Genomic DNA, 15538 nt, shown 5'->3' on the forward strand with positions numbered 1-15538 from the left:
TAAAGCGATGGGAGCATGTTATTCCCCCCCTCAAACGGGCAGCCTGGCTGCCCGTTTCTTTTCTGCATGTTACACTGCCGCCTTTGCCCTAACTGGAATGTGCCCGTGTCAGATGCCTCTTCGCTTTTCCCCGCCGATTTTCTCGCTTTAATGCGTCAGAGCCTGCCCGATGAGGCCAGCTTCACGCAGTTTCTCGCCTACAGCCAGCAGCCGCTGCGCCGCACTATTCGCGTCAATACCCTGAAGATCAGCGTGGCTGACTTCCTGAGCCAGACCGCTGATTATGGCTGGCAGCTGACGCCGGTGCCGTGGTGCGAAGAGGGATTCTGGATCACTCGCGAAGATGAGAGCCTGCCGCTGGGCAGCGTCGCTGAACACCTGAGCGGCCTGTTCTATATTCAGGAAGCCAGCTCGATGCTGCCGGTCACGGCGCTGTTTGAGGCCCAGCCAGAGGTGAACGCGGTGATGGATATGGCCGCCGCGCCCGGCTCCAAAACCACCCAGATCGCCGCGCGTATGAAGAATCGGGGGATCATTCTGGCTAACGAATTCTCCTCCAGCCGGGTCAAAGTGCTGCATGCCAACATCAGCCGTTGCGGGGTCAGTAACAGCGCCCTCACCCATTTTGACGCCAGGGTCTTTGGTCCGGCTCTGCCGGAGCAGTTCGACGCCATCCTGCTGGATGCGCCCTGTTCCGGCGAAGGGGTGATCCGTAAAGATGCCGATGCGCTGAAGAACTGGTCGCTGGCCAGCACCGACGCCATCGCCGCCACGCAGCGCGATCTGCTCGACAGCGCCTTTCACGCGCTGAAACCCGGCGGCACGCTGGTCTACTCAACCTGTACCCTGAATCAGATTGAGAATCAGCAGGTTATCGCCTGGCTGTTGCAACGTTACCCGGATGCCGTTGAGGTGATGCCGCTCAGCGGGCTGTTTGCGGGTGCCGCACAGGCCGCGACGCCGGAAGGCTATCTGCACGTTTTCCCGCAGATGTTCGACAGCGAAGGCTTTTTTGTCGCCCGACTGCGCAAAACCGCGTCGGTCGCGCCATTACCGCCACCGGGCTATAAAGTCGGGAAGCTGCCCTTTTCCCCCCTCAGCCGCAAGCTGGCAAGTGAAGTCGCCCAGGCCGCCGCCGCGGTCTCGCTTAAATGGGACGCTTCGCTGGAGCTGTGGCAGCGCGACAAAGAGATCTGGCTGTTCCCCGGCGCGGTTGTCCCGCTGCTGGGCAAGGTACGCTTCTCGCGTATTGGCCTGAAGCTGGCGGAAACCTTTGCGAAAGGCTATCGCTGGCAGCATGAAGCGGTGATCGCCCTGGCGCAGCCCGATGCGACGCAGCGCCATGAGCTGAGCGCTGCCGAGGCAGAAGAGTGGTATCGCGGACGGGATATTTACCCGGAAACGGTGCCGGCGTGCAATGAGATGATTGTCACCTATCAGCAGCAGCCGCTTGGGCTGGCGAAAAAAGTGGGCAGCCGCATCAAAAACAGCTATCCGCGTGAGCTGGTTCGGGACGGGCGCCTGTTCCGCTGAGCTACTGCAACCTCACCAGCGTCAGCCTGTTACCAAACACCGCGCCGGTGTCGATGTAATGCAGGTTGGCCAGGGTCAGCGGCTGCTTCAGTGGCGTGTGACCGAAGTAAAAAGCGTCAGCGCCACGGATAGCCGTGCGATCGCCAGACTCAATCGCCGTCAGCCGCTGACGGCTCCAGACCACCTGATGCCAGTCAAGCGGCTTCTGCCAGGCATATTCCGCAGCGGGATAGTCGGCATGGGCGATGACCACCGTCCGTTCGCCGAGTTGCAGATGCAGGATCCACGGCAGCGTGTCACAGCGTCGTAATGCATGGCGTGCCGCGATCAGCTGCGCGCCGCGCAGCCGCCAGAACCACTCTCCACCATTGCGCTGCCACAGCGCCCTGTCGTGACACTGTAACGCCGCCAGCGCCATCTCTTCATGATTTCCGCGCACGCAGCGAAACCAGGGCTGCTCCAGCAGCGCCAGACAGCCCGGACTGTCGGGGCCGCGATCGATAATATCGCCGGTTGACAGCAGTAAATCCTGTTGTGGATTAAACTGCTCACGCAGCAACAGACTATCCAGCTCGCGGCGGCAGCCGTGCAGATCGCCGACCACCCAAATCCGCTGCCAGTTTTCACCTTTCAGAAAGTGGTAATACATCGCGGCATCCTGAAACTCTCAAACGTCATCTGAGTATAGTCAGGAGAGAGAATGGCCTGTTGCCGGGCGGCAGAGCCTCAGTGAACCAAAGGGGGGAAGCAGGAGAATAACAGGGGCAGCCGCGGGAGAGAGTGTCCCTCCCGGCGCTTATCTCCGGCACTCAATTAAGGTGTTAGCTCTGTCAGGGACAGAGGCAATCATAACGGCATCGCCCACCGCAGGCTATTATCCCCCTGGTAATAACCGGTCTCATCTGACACTAACTTCGGTTTTTAGCCGGATATGTCAGCAGCTTTTCTGCCGGGCGAATCGGACGCCTTACCAGCTCACCGCCGCAGTTGGGGCAGGTGTTGCTGAGCTGCTGTTCAGCACACTCCGCGCAGAAGGTGCACTCAAATGAACAGATGCGCGCCGCTTCTGAAGAGGGAGGCAGATCACGGTCACAGCGTTCGCAGTTGGGGCGAAGTTCCAGCATGGTGTTACTCCTGAATGGATGAGATTAGCCAGCATCGCCGTTACCGGCCCGAATGTCGAGCCGGTACAGCGGGGCGTCCTCCTCTACTTCAGGGGCTCCTCAACGGCATTCTGATCCTCGCCGTCGCTCTCCTCCGAGGGCTGGCCGCCCATTGACGCCTGAATCACCTCCTCTTCCAGCGTCGGGATCAGCGCGGCCCCCAGCGGTGAAGTCGCCAGGCTGTCAGGCATCACCACATGCGGCAGCGGCACTTCGGTGGTGGGAAGCGGCCCCGGCGCCCGGACGTAACTCAGTCCGCCAATCACCAGCGCACAGAGGGCGAAGAAGAGATAGAGCATGTTACTGCCAAGCGGCTGCATCAGCGCGCCCACCACCAGCGGCCCGATACTGGCCCCGATGCCAAACGCCATCAGCAGACAGGCGGTTAACGAGACCCGGCGCTCCGCGGCAACCTGATCGTTCGCCAGCGCCACCTGTAACGGATAGAGCGCAAACTGCATCATGCTGGCGGCGAAGGCGATACCGATCATCCAGTGAAAGGTCAGATGTGGCAACATCACCAGCGGTACGCAACTCACCGCAAACAGCATCGCGATATAGAACAACAGCCGCTGACGATCGAAGCGGTCAGAGAGCCAGCTCAGCGGAAACTGCGAGATCAGGCCGGCGAAAATAGTAAGGCTCATAAAGTAGCCGGTCTGACTGGTGGTAAAGCCCTTGCTGCTGCCATAGACCGGCGCCAGACCATAAAAGGCCCCAATCGCCATGCCGGTGACCAGCGTGGTGCCGAGCAGTTTAGGGATGGTGCGGATAAAGTAGCCCAGCTCCATCGGGGCCGGGGTCATCGGCCTGACGTGAGTGCGGGTGGTCAGCGCAATCGGCACCAGACAGAGCGCGAAACAGAGCGCCACAATCAGCAGCGTGCTCACCCCGAATCCGGTTTGCAGACTCAGCACCACCTGCCCGCCGCTCAGGCCGAGATAGGTGGCGACCATATATAAGCCGAAGATCATGCCGCGTTGAGATGACTCCGCCTGATCGTTAAGCCAGCTCTCCAGCACCATATACTGGCACATCATGCAGAGGCCGATTATCAGCCGCAGAAAGACCCAGAGTGGAATAAAGTCGGTCAGTCCGTGACCAATCACCGAAGCGGTGATGATTCCGGCGCAGGCTACGTAGGCGCGGATATGGCCGACGCGGGCGATCAGGTTGTGCCCGACTTTGCCACCAATCACCAGCCCGATGTAGTTAGCCGCGATAATCGCGCCAATCAGCGCACCATTGACCTGCTCGCTGGCCAGCCGTAACGAAACATAGGTGGTGAGCAGACCGGAGCCGAGCAGCATCAGCAGCGTGGTGGTATAGAGCGGCAGAAAGGTACTGAATATTTTTCCCATATGACTCCCTGTCTACGCCCTTCAGCGATCGGGCCAGTTAAGCCCTAAAGATAGTCGATTCTGGCCGGTGCCGGAGAATTGTTGGCGTAAGCGGTAGTGATAAAAAAAAGCCCGTCAGCGATGGCTCACTGACGGGCGGCGACTCAGGCGCTCGGGAAGGTGATGTTGCTGCCCGGCGCTTCGCGGTTGAGATGGATGAAGTTCAGGTGTCGCTCATACTGATCCAGAATGTCGATGATCACCTGCTCTTTGGTGTAATCCATTAAATCGTTGCCCTGACTCCCTTCCAGCAGGAAGGTTTCCAGCCGGTAGTAGGTCGATTTACCGCTGCGGGCGCGATAGGTGAAGCCCGGAACCGAGTACTGCTGCGGCCAGACCTGATAGATAAAGTCCTGCTCCTCGCCCAGATGGACGCGCAGATCCAGATAGCCAATCGGGTTCGCCTCATCCGGTTCAACGCTCTCCAGGGTTACCCGGCCATCGCGCAGCTCCAGCTCTTTTGCCACTTCCTGCATCGCCGGGAAGATGGTGTTTTCCATCATCTGCTGGGTGTAGCGCGAGCCAGGATAGTTCATCAGGCGCGAGAGACGCTTTTTCCAGGTCAGCCGGTCGGTGGCGTGCGCCAGGTACGGCGCGGTGTCGCGGGTGGCGCTGGCGCGGCGGTAATCCTCAACCTTGAGTGATTTGTAGAGTCCGGCCATGACAAAGAAGATCACAAAGCTGAACGGCAGACCCATGATCACCGTGGTGTTCTGCAACGCCGAAATCCCGTTGGTCATCAGCATGCTCAGCGTCAGCACCCCAATCGCCACGGACCAGAAAATACGCAGCCAGTTGGGGGCATCGCTGTTGATGTCTTTCAGCCGCGAGGTGAAGTTACCCAGCACCAGCGAGCCGGAGTCAGCCGAGGTGACGTAAAACAGCATACCGGTGATGGTGGCGACCGATGCGCTGAGTTTAAACGCCGGATACTGCGCCAGCAGGCTGTAGAAACCGCGTTCCGCATGGGCCATCACCTCCTGAGCAAAGCCCGCGTTACCGTGAATAATCTGGTAGAGCGCGGCGTTACCAAACACCGAGAGCCAGAGCAGCGTAAAGGTGAAAGGAATAATCAGGGTGCCGAGCACGAACTCACGGATAGTACGGCCACGGGAGATACGCGCCAGGAACAGGCCGACAAACGGCGACCAGGCGACCCACCAGGCCCAGAAGAAGAGCGTCCAGCTGTTCATCCACTCGGTCGGGCGATCAAAGGCAAAGGTGTTAAGCGTCATCCCCATAAAGCGATTGATGTAATCGCCGACGTTGAGCACCAGCGCGTTGAGCAGGAACTCGGTGTTGCCAAAGAACAGCACAAACAGGATCAGCGCCAGCGCCAGCACCACGTTGAGTTCAGAGAGAATACGGATCCCTTTATCCACCCCGGAGGTGACGGAAATGGTGGCGATCACCACCGACAGGATAATCAGCGCGACCTGGGTGGTGAGTCCCTCAGGAATATCAAACAGCACCTTCAGGCCATAGTTCAGCTGCACCACCCCGATACCGAGCGTGGTCGCAATACCAAAGATGGTGCCGACCACTGCCGCAATATCCACGGTGTGACCAATCGGGCCATAGATGCGTTTACCAAAGATCGGATAGAGCGCCGAACGAATGGTCAGCGGCAGGTTATAGCGATAGCTGAAGTAGCCCAGCGCGATCCCCATCAGGGCGTACATCGACCAGCCGGTCAGCCCGTAGTGGAACAGCGTCCAGACCATCGACTGGCGTGCCGCTTCCAGCGTCTGCCCCGCTCCTTCCGGTGGCTGCATATACTGGGTGACCGGCTCGGCGACCGAGAAGAACATCAGGTCGATACCGATCCCGGCGGCAAACAGCATGGCGGACCAGCTGAGCACGCTGAATTCCGGTTTCGATTGCTCCGGCCCCAGCTTAATAGAGCCAAATCGTGAGCAGGCCATGTAGAGCACAAAGACAATATAGAGCGTGGCGGCCAGCATGTAGTACCAGCCAAAGGTGGCGGAAACCCAGTTGACCACGCTAAGGATCCAGCCGGCGGCCTGGTCGCTGTAGAGAATCGTCACGAGTGAAAACGTCAGAATCAATCCGGCAGAGGTGTAAAACACAACGGGATTGAGTCTGTCTTTTTCATCGGCAGGTGGATTATTCATCAATTACCTCTGGTTAATGTCCTGAAAAAAGACGCAATGGATAATGATCACCGCGGGTGGCGCTCGCCCCGGCGGCCTGGTGTCGTTTAGTTCCTTCTGTTAATCGCTCAGGCAATCCAGTCTATTTTAGCACTCATTGCCGTTTCGCTTACGCTACATTTAAGGAACAGCATCCTAACAACTTTTCTTTTTATATTGAACGTGCAATCAAAAAAAGTTTTAATAGGGGCTCGATTTGAGGGTGGAGCCGGAGCAATGCCAAAGGTAGGGATGCAGCCGATACGACGTCGGCAACTGATAGATGCGACCCTGAGCACGATTAATGACGTAGGGATCAATGACGCCACGATTGCCCAGATCGCCCGCCGGGCGGGGGTCTCAACCGGCATCATCAGTCACTACTTCAAAGATAAAAATGGTCTGCTGGAAGCGACGATGCGTGATGTGACCCGCCAGCTGCGTGAGGCGGTGCTGGCGCGGTTAGCGCCGCTGGCCAGTGCCTCCGCAGAGGCGCGGCTGTGTGCCATCGTCGACGGCAATTTTGATGAAACCCAGGTACACAGCGCGGCGATGAAAGCCTGGCTCGATTTCTGGTCCAGCAGTATGCATCAGCCGCAGCTGAACCGCCTGGAGCGGGTGAGCAGCCGTCGTCTCTACTCGACGCTGGTGGTTGAGTTCCGGCGAGAACTGCCGCTGGAGACCGCCCGCCTGGCCGCCTATGGCCTGGCTGCCCTGATCGATGGTCTGTGGTTGCGAGCCGCGCTGAGCGGTAAGCCCTTTAATCCGGCGGTCGCGCGCACCCTGACCACCCAATTCATCCGTCAGCAACTGGCTGGCGAGCACGAATAACGGAAGGAGAAAACATGTCCCGATTCACCGAGCAGAAACTCTACATCAATGGCGCCTATGTTGCCGCAGCGTCTGGCGAAACGTTCCAGACGATCAACCCGGTCAACGGCGAAGTGCTGGCAGAGGTTCACGCCGCGGGCCAGGAAGATGTCGATCGCGCCGTTGCTGCCGCCAGAAAAGGCCAGAAAGTCTGGGCGGCGATGACCGCGATGGAACGTTCACGCATTCTGCGTCGCGCCGTTGAGATCCTGCGCGAGCGCAATGATGAACTGGCGGAGCTGGAGATGCTCGACACCGGTAAACCCTACAGCGAGACCGCCGCCGTCGACATCGTTACCGGCGCAGACGTACTGGAGTATTACGCCGGGCTGGTGCCGGCGCTGGAGGGACAGCAGATCCCGCTGCGTGAAACCTCGTTTGTCTATACCCGCCGCGAGCCGCTGGGCGTGGTGGCCGGTATCGGTGCCTGGAACTACCCGATTCAGATCGCGCTGTGGAAATCGGCGCCCGCCCTGGCGGCTGGCAACGCGATGATCTTCAAACCCAGCGAAGTGACGCCCCTCACCGCCCTGAAGCTGGCGGAAATTTACAGCGAAGCGGGCCTGCCGGATGGTGTATTCAACGTACTGCCAGGCATCGGTTCCGTTACCGGCCAGCTGCTGACCGAACATCCGGGCATCGACAAAGTCTCCTTTACCGGTGGTGTGGTCAGCGGCAAGAAGGTGATGGCGAACGCCGCGGGCTCAACGCTGAAAGAGGTCACAATGGAGCTGGGCGGTAAGTCACCGCTGATCATCTTTGATGATGCCGATCTCGATCTGGCCGCCGACATCGCCATGATGGCGAACTTCTACAGCTCGGGCCAGGTCTGCACCAACGGCACCCGCGTCTTTATCCCGGCCTCTCTTCAGGCTGCCTTTGAGGCGAAGATCAGCGAGCGCGTTGCCCGTATCAAGGCTGGCGACCTGCGCGATCCGGCCACCAATTTTGGCCCGCTGGTCAGCTTCAGCCATCGCGACAACGTGATGCGCTATATCGAATCTGGCATTGCCGAAGGTGCGCGCGTGCTGTGCGGCGCTAAGCGCCTGACCGGCGGCGATTTCGACCAGGGAGCCTGGGTCGCCCCTACCGTGTTCACCGACTGCCGTGATGAGATGAAGATTGTGCGCGAAGAGATCTTCGGGCCGGTGATGTCGATCCTGAGCTATGAAAGTGAAGAAGAGGTGATCCGCCGCGCCAACGACACCGAGTTTGGTCTGGCTGCCGGGCTGGTGACTCAGGATCTCAACCGGGCGCACCGCGTGATTCACCAGATTGAAGCGGGTATCTGCTGGATCAACACCTGGGGCGAATCAGCCGCAGAGATGCCGGTCGGTGGCTACAAGCACTCCGGTATTGGCCGGGAAAATGGCCTGATGACGCTGCAAAGCTACACCCAGGTGAAGTCAGTTCAGGTTGAGCTGACCCGTTTTCAGTCCGTATTTTAATTATTTAACCTGAGGAACGATGAATGGAATTTGATTACATTATCATTGGAGCCGGCTCCGCAGGGAACGTGTTAGCGACCCGTCTGACCGAAGATAGCGACGTCAGCGTCCTGCTGCTGGAAGCGGGCGGTCCCGATTACCGTTTTGATTTTCGCACCCAGATGCCAGCGGCGCTGGCTTACCCACTCCAGGGAAAACGCTATAACTGGGCCTATGAAACGGAACCCGAGCCTTACATGAACAATCGCCGCATGGAGTGTGGACGCGGCAAAGGTCTGGGCGGTTCATCATTAATCAACGGCATGTGCTACATCCGCGGTAACGCGATGGATCTCGACAACTGGGCCACTGCGCCAGGGCTGGAGAACTGGAGCTATCTCGACTGCCTGCCCTACTATCGCAAAGCGGAAACCCGCGACATTGGCCCGAACGATTTCCACGGCGGCGACGGTCCGGTCTGCGTGGCCACCCCGAAAGCGGGCAATAACGTGCTGTTTGAAGCGATGATTGAGGCGGGCGTGCAGGCGGGCTATCCGCGCACCGATGACCTCAACGGCTATCAGCAGGAAGGTTTCGGTCCGATGGATCGCACCGTGACGCCACAGGGTCGCCGCTCCAGTACCGCGCGCGGCTATCTGGATCAGGCCAAAGGCCGTTCAAACCTGAAGATCATTACCCATGCCACCACTGACCGTATCGTTTTTGAGGGCAAGCGCGCGGTAGGCGTGGAGTATTTGCAGGGTGACAGCAATACCCTTCATAAAGCCACCGCACGCCGTGAAGTGCTGCTCTCGGCCGGTGCTATCGCCTCGCCGCAGATCCTGCAACGCTCCGGGGTCGGTTCGGCTGAACTGTTAAAGCAGTTTGATATTCCGCTGGTGCATGAGCTGCCGGGCGTGGGTGAGAATCTTCAGGATCACCTTGAGATGTATCTGCAATATGAGTGTAAAGAGCCGGTCTCGCTCTATCCGGCGCTGAAGTGGTGGAATCAGCCGAAAATCGGTGCGGAATGGATGTTTAACGGCACCGGTATCGGCGCCAGCAACCAGTTTGAGGCAGGTGGCTTTATCCGCAGCCGTGAAGAGTTCAGCTGGCCGAACATTCAGTATCACTTCCTGCCGGTGGCGATTAACTACAACGGCTCTAACGCCGTGGACGCGCACGGCTTCCAGTGTCACGTCGGCTCAATGCGCTCGCCCAGCCGTGGCCATGTCCGGCTGAAATCCCGCGATCCGCGTCGTCATCCGGCCATCCTGTTTAACTACATGTCAGATGAGCAGGACTGGCACGAGTTCCGCGATGCGATCCGCATTACCCGCGAGATCATCAATCAGCCCGCGCTGGACAAATATCGTGGCCGTGAAATCAGTCCGGGCCTCGATTGCCAGACCGATGAACAGCTGGATGAGTTTGTGCGTAACCACGGTGAGACCGCCTATCACCCGTGCGGCACCTGTAAGATGGGCAACGACCCGATGGCCGTGGTAGATGGCGAAGGCCGGGTGCATGGCCTTGAAGGATTACGTGTGGTGGATGCGTCGATCATGCCGCTGATTATCACCGGCAATCTCAACGCCACCACCATTATGATTGGCGAAAAAATTGCCGATAAGATCCGTGGCCGCGCCCCGCTGCCGCGCAGCACTGCCAGTTACTACGTGGCGGGCGATGCGCCGGTTCGTACCGCGCCGCAGCGCGCCGGATAACGGACATCCGTAGTTGATCAGAGCCGGGCAGCGCACTGCCCGGCTTTTTTTCGTCTTAATTAACATATCCTCTGGTATATTGTTAACAAGGCGTACAGAACTACCTCAACCAACCCTGAACGAAGAGGATTGTGCTGTTGATTCGGCAGCAGGCGGAATGGTATAAATCATCTGTCTATATTACCGGAGGCACTATCGGTCCACTGATGAGAAGCAACAATGTGGATGCGTCGTCAATTTTATGAGCAGAATGTTCATGGTTTTCTCAACCCCCTCTTTCCTCTCTGTCTGGAATCTCACCGATCAGCACTGGCGTAACGCCCTGTAGAGCCCTTTCCGCTTCGACCCTGTTCTGAGTCTGCCCGCCTGTGGCAGTCGGCTTTTAATCGTTGCTGGAGAGTCCTTATGCACGCCTGGATATTACTGTCGCTCGCTATTGTTACTGAAATTATCGGTACCCTTTTTATGAAATGGTCAAGCCTGAACGGCAGCCATTCCGGGTATCTGATGATGCTGGGCATGATTGCCTGTTCTTATATTCTGCTGAGTTTCGCCATTAAACGCATCGCCTTAGGGGTGGCTTACGCCCTGTGGGAAGGCATCGGCATTATGCTGATCACGCTGTTCAGCGTGCAGCTGTTTGGTGAAGCGCTGTCACCGCTGAAAATCGCCGGTCTGATCACCCTGATTGTCGGCATTGTGCTGATCAAAACCGGCACTCAATCATCAGCGGAGGTGAATCATGCACCTCACTGATTTTGTTCATGCGGCCTGGCTGGCGCTGGCGATCGTGCTGGAGATCGCCGCCAACATATTCCTTAAATATTCTGATGGGTTTAAGAAGCCACTTCATGGCGTGCTCTCACTGAGCTGTGTGCTGCTGGCGTTCAGCGCACTGGCTCAGGCGGTTAAGGGAATCGATCTGTCGATTGCCTATGCGGTATGGGGTGGCTTTGGCATTATCGCCACCGTCGCCGCTGGCTGGGTGCTGTTCGGGCAGCGTCTCAACCGCAAAGGCTGGGCCGGCTTGTCCCTGCTGCTGGCGGGTATGATCCTGTTAAAACTCGCCTGATCCCCTCCTGAATCAGTCAGAACAATGAAGGGTGTGCCGCTGCACGCCCTTCACTTTCTGTGCGTTTCCGCTCTTCCCCGCTTGATTTTCCCGGTTTATTCCTGCTCGGAATCCTCTTACTTTTGTAAAGGCCCGTTTACATATCTCGTGCCTTAGGGCTTAGTGAGCGCCAAAAGTTGGATAACACGAGGAGTTGTTATGTCTGCAACACGAGGATGGTCTACCGAGCTGGAGGGGTTACGCGGCATCGCCTCTCTCTGGGTACTGGTCGGCCACATCAGTCTGCTGATTCACTGCCACATCACCCTGATTTCATCGCCCGGTATCGGCGTCGACCTGTTTATTCTGCTCTCGGGCTATCTGATGGCGAAAAACTATGTCGAGCGGCAGCAGAAAGAGCCGTGGCAAAGCGCTGAGACTATCAAAAAGTTCTGGATCCGCCGCTTCTTCCGTATCGCACCGCTCTACTACCTGCTGCTCATCATCGCCCTCTGTTATGGCCCGTGGTTTGGCGAGATGCGTGACACCATCGCCCATTTCTATTCCGGCACCGCCACGGAGTCGTCGCGCTACACTGACCAGTCGCTGACAAACATTCTGACCCATTTCAGCTTCCTGTTCGGCCTGCTGCCCGAATATGGTTTTAATACCGTGCTGCCGGACTGGAGCATCGGCCTGGAGATGCAGTTCTATCTGCTGTTCCCGTTCATCATGCTGGTGACGTTGCGCTTTGGCTACGCCGCCTCCCTGATTGGCATCATGGCGCTCTGCTGCGCCGGACGTTATCTGCTGGCCGATTATTATGAGGCGTTTGAAATGCCTTCAATGATCCTGATAAAGCTGAATATGTTTCTGTCGGGTATGCTGCTGGCCGAAGCGATTCGGCGTAAGTCGCTGCTCTACGTCGCTTATGCGCTGCTGGGTCCGGTCGCCAGCGTAATGATGGGCCTGGGGGTGATTAAGCTCCAGGTGATCATGGAAGCCCTGATGATCATCGGGATGACGGCGATTCTGTGGCAATACGCCGAGGGCAGCCGGATGGCTCAGCTGATCGCCCTGCCGCGTAAGCTGCTGAATAACCGCCTCAGCACCTGGCTCGGTGATGTCTCGTTCTCGGTCTACCTGCTGCATCTGCTGATTGTGCTGCCGCTGATCGCCCTGCTGCTCAATCACACCGACATCGAATTTAAAAGCGATATGACGCGCTTCCTGATCGTCTCGGTTTCCGCTCTGCCAATCACCTATGCGCTCGCCTCGCTGCTCTATAAATATGTGGAGAAGCCCGGCATTCAGATCGGTAAGCGGGTGCTGAAACCGAAGCTCGTCAATCAGACCCGCTGAGTTTTCCGCTGTGTTTAACGGCTACTGAGAAAGCCCCTGCGGGGGCTTTTTTGTCTCTCCGCACCGGTATTCCTTGCCCTGACCAGACAGCGTAACGCGCTTTACGGCTTTGCCAGCGCCTCCGCTGAGGTGCGCTACACTTTCCCGGTGAGTCATCTGACCCGGAGGAGAAAATATGAGCATTCAGCACCTGCTGCTTTCCAGCGATGGCGGCGCTGTGATTATTGAAGCAGAACAACTTGAGAGTGAACTGGTGATCCCGCCGCATCTGCAAACGGTAACCGGCGGGGAGGCGGACAGCGCGACCGGTCATCGGGTGGCGGTGACGAAGCACTATTGCCAGGGACGCTACTACGCGGTAGCGCTGGATCGTCATGCGGCCAGCAACGAAATTGATGATGTCATCGATCTGCTGCATCCTGCCCCGCTTGATTAGCGCCTGCTGGCCCGCATGACGGCGACCCGCCAATTTCAGCGGCGGTTAAACCCACACCTTGACTATTCACTGAACCTGACACACCCGAACCGAGGATAAGCATCATGCAAAAAAAGAAATGGTTTGTTTCCTACGTGCTGAAGCCAAAAGGCGAAGACCATGTCACCACCCACGCTTTCATTGAGGGTGATGATGTCGAGGAGGCGCTGGAGGCGTTTATGTTCGAAACCAAAAAAAGCCTGGCGCTGGAGAGTGAAGAGCTGACGCTGCTCTCGGTGAGTCTGGTTTAAATCCGAATCAGCCTCGCGGTGGCGAGGTTGTTCATCTCCGTGCATGCGATCTGCCGGGCACGCTGCGGCTGTAATGTGGCATCAGCGATGTCGCCGCGGGGATCTCTGATCTGATAAATGAGTGGTCATGCTGGTTGTGTACTGCCATTTCCGCCGGTCGCGGAAAAAATCGAAGCGGTTATCTATTTATAATTTTGATAAAAAATTGGCTTTCCCTGGTGCGGCTTTCAGTTACTTGGCTGGATAAGGCCAGGCATGATCCATGCCCATCGATGAGAGAAGCCCGGTGATGCCGAGATAGGCCAGCACCAGTACGAACAGCACAATAGCTGTAATTTCAATGGATTTGAGCAGATGATGTTTTGCCATAAATAGCCCTCCTTCAGGTGTGTGTAATCAAACATCACCTCATAAACTAGAATGTTACCGGTAAAGTGCAAGCCTGAAACACATCATGAAACATAAAGCCGTGCTTATTAATCTTTTGGCTGGCTGGCAGGGAAAGGCGTGGACGTTACGGCAATAAAAAAGCCCGCACGTGGCGGGCCTGGCACCTGTGCGGGCATTTATTTGCCGGGCTGAGCGGTAAAGTCGATAACCATCCTGCCGCGGATTTTTCCCTGAATCATCTCATCGAAGATGGCATTCACTTCACCAATCTTTCTTTTGGTGACTTTCGGCACCACTTTTCCTTCCGCCGCAAACTGGAAAGCTTCCGCCAGATCGCTGCGCGTCCCGACCAGTGAGCCCACGACCTGAATACCGTCCAGCACCAGACGCGGAATATTCAGATTCATATCTTCCGACGGCAATCCGACCGCCACCACCCGGCCACCGGCTCTGACCGCATAGACGGCAGAGTTAAAAGCGGCTCTGGCCACCGCGGTCACTACCGCCGCGTGCGCGCCACCGGTTTTCTGCTGAATAATAGCTGCGGCATCTTCACTGGCAGAGTTCACCACCAGATCCGCCCCCATCTCTTTCGCCAGTTGCAGCTGACCATCACTGACATCCACGGCGATGACTTTGGCGTTGAAGACATTTTTTGCATATTGCAGTGCGAGATTACCCAGGCCGCCAAGGCCATAAATCGCAATCCACTGGCCCGGCCGGATCCCGGAGACTTTAACCGCTTTATAGGTAGTGACACCGGCGCAGGTGACGCTGCTGGCGGCGAAGGGATCGAGCCCATCCGGCACTTTCACCGAATAGTCCGCAACCACAATACACTCTTCCGCCATACCGCCATCGACGGTATAACCGGCATTGACCACCTCTCTGCACAACGTTTCGTTGCCGGAGTTACAATATTCACAGTGTCCGCAGCCTTTGAAGAACCAGGCGACACTGGCCCGATCGCCCGGCTTAAGCGAGGTGACATCCGGGGCGACCTCCTCAACGATGCCGATCCCTTCGTGCCCCAGCGTCACGCCGGTCTTATCGCCAAAGTCACCGTTCTTCACATGCAGATCCGTATGGCAGACGCCACAGCATTCCATCCTGAGCCGTGCTTCGCCGGTTCTGAGCGGGCGTAACTTTTTCTCAACAACCTCAACCTGGTGTTCACTATTAGCAATGGCAGCTTTCATAAACGTTCCTCCTTTTGATTGAGCATCCAGAATAAGCCAAACGCGAATGAGAACAAGCGGATAAATGGCGTTATGCGCTGTGGTTGTCTGGCAGACGCTGTTTTTGTGATTAAGGCGGGATATATGTCTGTTGAGCAGGTTAACAGCCTGCGGCGGATTGCGGACGGAAAAGCTAAAGAGAGGTTACGCCGATGGATAACGAAAAGGCCCGCCGAAGCGAGCCCTGATATTACCAGCGATGGATTCCGCTATCGGCAGCCGGTCCCATGTGCTGTGCGGCACTGCCCGGCGCGGGCGGTGGACCCAGATGCTGCGCGGCATTGTTCGTTGACGCAGCCGGTCCGGCATGATGGTTCCAGTCCGCTGAGGGACCCGTATGGTGCCGACTCGCGGATGCGTCATGATGGCGATGCCAGTCTGATGAAGGCCCAAAATTGTGATGACCGCCATCGGCCATTACACAGCCGGACATGGCCGCACTGCCTAACGCAATCATCAGGCAGGGAATCACTTTCTTTAAAAACATAATTGATCCTG

Annotated in this window: 15 protein-coding genes; 9 read left to right on the forward strand and 6 right to left on the reverse strand. The window is 57.4% G+C overall.

Annotated elements, in window-relative coordinates; translation table 11 throughout:
- Positions 1 to 105: 105 nt before the first annotated feature.
- Positions 106 to 1533 (forward strand): 16S rRNA (cytosine(1407)-C(5))-methyltransferase RsmF, encoded by a 1428-nt coding sequence (rsmF, locus tag ACCW71_RS06970; protein ID WP_436370422.1) that lies wholly within the window; start codon positions 106 to 108, stop codon positions 1531 to 1533.
- A gap of 1 nt (position 1534) precedes the next feature.
- Here rsmF and ACCW71_RS06975 read toward each other — a convergent pair whose 3' ends face one another.
- From ACCW71_RS06975 to ACCW71_RS06990, 4 genes are all read right to left on the reverse strand, one after another.
- Positions 1535 to 2182, reverse strand: a complete 648-nt coding sequence (locus ACCW71_RS06975) for a metallophosphoesterase (RefSeq protein ID WP_436370424.1) — start codon at positions 2180 to 2182, stop codon at positions 1535 to 1537.
- Positions 2183 to 2441: 259 nt separating this feature from the next.
- Positions 2442 to 2657, reverse strand: a complete 216-nt coding sequence (locus ACCW71_RS06980; RefSeq protein WP_436370425.1) for a DUF1272 domain-containing protein — start codon at positions 2655 to 2657, stop codon at positions 2442 to 2444.
- Positions 2658 to 2740: 83 nt separating this feature from the next.
- Positions 2741 to 4057, reverse strand: a complete 1317-nt coding sequence (locus ACCW71_RS06985; RefSeq protein ID WP_436370427.1) for an MFS transporter — start codon at positions 4055 to 4057, stop codon at positions 2741 to 2743.
- A gap of 143 nt (positions 4058 to 4200) precedes the next feature.
- Entirely contained in the window at positions 4201 to 6231 is a 2031-nt protein-coding gene (locus tag ACCW71_RS06990; RefSeq protein WP_436370429.1) for a choline transporter, read from the reverse strand.
- A gap of 255 nt (positions 6232 to 6486) precedes the next feature.
- Here ACCW71_RS06990 and betI point away from each other — a divergent pair, with 255 nt between their 5' ends.
- The 8 genes from betI to ACCW71_RS07030 all read left to right on the forward strand — a co-directional run bounded on the left by betI (position 6487) and on the right by ACCW71_RS07030 (position 13412).
- Positions 6487 to 7080: a transcriptional regulator BetI gene (gene betI / locus ACCW71_RS06995; protein ID WP_436370430.1), complete on the forward strand. Its 594-nt coding sequence runs from the start codon at positions 6487 to 6489 to the stop codon at positions 7078 to 7080.
- Between the two features lie 14 nt (positions 7081 to 7094).
- Positions 7095 to 8567 (forward strand): betaine-aldehyde dehydrogenase, encoded by a 1473-nt coding sequence (betB, locus tag ACCW71_RS07000; protein WP_436370431.1) that lies wholly within the window; start codon positions 7095 to 7097, stop codon positions 8565 to 8567.
- A 23-nt stretch (positions 8568 to 8590) separates the two neighbouring features.
- Positions 8591 to 10273, forward strand: a complete 1683-nt coding sequence (gene betA / locus ACCW71_RS07005; protein ID WP_436370433.1) for a choline dehydrogenase — start codon at positions 8591 to 8593, stop codon at positions 10271 to 10273.
- 405 nt (positions 10274 to 10678) lie between these two features.
- Positions 10679 to 11029 (forward strand): multidrug/spermidine efflux SMR transporter subunit MdtJ, encoded by a 351-nt coding sequence (mdtJ, locus tag ACCW71_RS07010; protein ID WP_436370434.1) that lies wholly within the window; start codon positions 10679 to 10681, stop codon positions 11027 to 11029.
- Positions 11016 to 11345 (forward strand): multidrug/spermidine efflux SMR transporter subunit MdtI, encoded by a 330-nt coding sequence (mdtI, locus tag ACCW71_RS07015; RefSeq protein WP_436370435.1) that lies wholly within the window; start codon positions 11016 to 11018, stop codon positions 11343 to 11345. The genes mdtJ and mdtI overlap by 14 nt, the downstream gene beginning before the upstream one ends.
- A 198-nt stretch (positions 11346 to 11543) precedes the next feature.
- Positions 11544 to 12686, forward strand: a complete 1143-nt coding sequence (locus ACCW71_RS07020) for an acyltransferase family protein (RefSeq protein ID WP_436370437.1) — start codon at positions 11544 to 11546, stop codon at positions 12684 to 12686.
- Between the two features lie 175 nt (positions 12687 to 12861).
- Positions 12862 to 13122, forward strand: coding sequence for a hypothetical protein (locus ACCW71_RS07025; RefSeq protein WP_436370439.1), 261 nt, complete (start codon positions 12862 to 12864; stop codon positions 13120 to 13122).
- A 104-nt stretch (positions 13123 to 13226) separates the two neighbouring features.
- Entirely contained in the window at positions 13227 to 13412 is a 186-nt protein-coding gene (locus ACCW71_RS07030; RefSeq protein ID WP_436370441.1) for a hypothetical protein, read from the forward strand.
- 231 nt (positions 13413 to 13643) lie between these two features.
- On the opposite strand, the gene ACCW71_RS07035 is transcribed toward ACCW71_RS07030, so the two are convergent.
- Entirely contained in the window at positions 13644 to 13781 is a 138-nt protein-coding gene (locus ACCW71_RS07035; protein ID WP_436370443.1) for a hypothetical protein, read from the reverse strand.
- Between the two features lie 197 nt (positions 13782 to 13978).
- Positions 13979 to 15001, reverse strand: coding sequence for an alcohol dehydrogenase AdhP (gene adhP / locus ACCW71_RS07040; protein ID WP_436370445.1), 1023 nt, complete (start codon positions 14999 to 15001; stop codon positions 13979 to 13981).
- Positions 15002 to 15538 lie beyond the last annotated feature (537 nt).

It is taken from the genome of Pantoea sp. C2G6, assembly GCF_051336815.1.
Lineage (GTDB): Bacteria > Pseudomonadota > Gammaproteobacteria > Enterobacterales > Enterobacteriaceae > Pantoea.

Bases quoted from the DNA above. Each gene is read 5' to 3' on its own strand.
- ACCW71_RS06975 (WP_436370424.1), bottom strand. From the start codon at position 2,182: ATGTATTACCACTTTCTGAAAGGTGAAAACTGGCAGCGGATTTGGGTG.
- ACCW71_RS06980 (WP_436370425.1), bottom strand. From the start codon at position 2,657: ATGCTGGAACTTCGCCCCAACTGCGAACGCTGTGACCGTGATCTGCCT.
- ACCW71_RS06985 (WP_436370427.1), bottom strand. From the start codon at position 4,057: ATGGGAAAAATATTCAGTACCTTTCTGCCGCTCTATACCACCACGCTG.
- ACCW71_RS06990 (WP_436370429.1), bottom strand. From the start codon at position 6,231: ATGAATAATCCACCTGCCGATGAAAAAGACAGACTCAATCCCGTTGTG.
- betI (WP_436370430.1), top strand. From the start codon at position 6,487: ATGCCAAAGGTAGGGATGCAGCCGATACGACGTCGGCAACTGATAGAT.
- betB (WP_436370431.1), top strand. From the start codon at position 7,095: ATGTCCCGATTCACCGAGCAGAAACTCTACATCAATGGCGCCTATGTT.
- betA (WP_436370433.1), top strand. From the start codon at position 8,591: ATGGAATTTGATTACATTATCATTGGAGCCGGCTCCGCAGGGAACGTG.
- mdtJ (WP_436370434.1), top strand. From the start codon at position 10,679: ATGCACGCCTGGATATTACTGTCGCTCGCTATTGTTACTGAAATTATC.
- mdtI (WP_436370435.1), top strand. From the start codon at position 11,016: ATGCACCTCACTGATTTTGTTCATGCGGCCTGGCTGGCGCTGGCGATC.
- ACCW71_RS07020 (WP_436370437.1), top strand. From the start codon at position 11,544: ATGTCTGCAACACGAGGATGGTCTACCGAGCTGGAGGGGTTACGCGGC.
- ACCW71_RS07025 (WP_436370439.1), top strand. From the start codon at position 12,862: ATGAGCATTCAGCACCTGCTGCTTTCCAGCGATGGCGGCGCTGTGATT.
- ACCW71_RS07030 (WP_436370441.1), top strand. From the start codon at position 13,227: ATGCAAAAAAAGAAATGGTTTGTTTCCTACGTGCTGAAGCCAAAAGGC.
- ACCW71_RS07035 (WP_436370443.1), bottom strand. From the start codon at position 13,781: ATGGCAAAACATCATCTGCTCAAATCCATTGAAATTACAGCTATTGTG.
- adhP (WP_436370445.1), bottom strand. From the start codon at position 15,001: ATGAAAGCTGCCATTGCTAATAGTGAACACCAGGTTGAGGTTGTTGAG.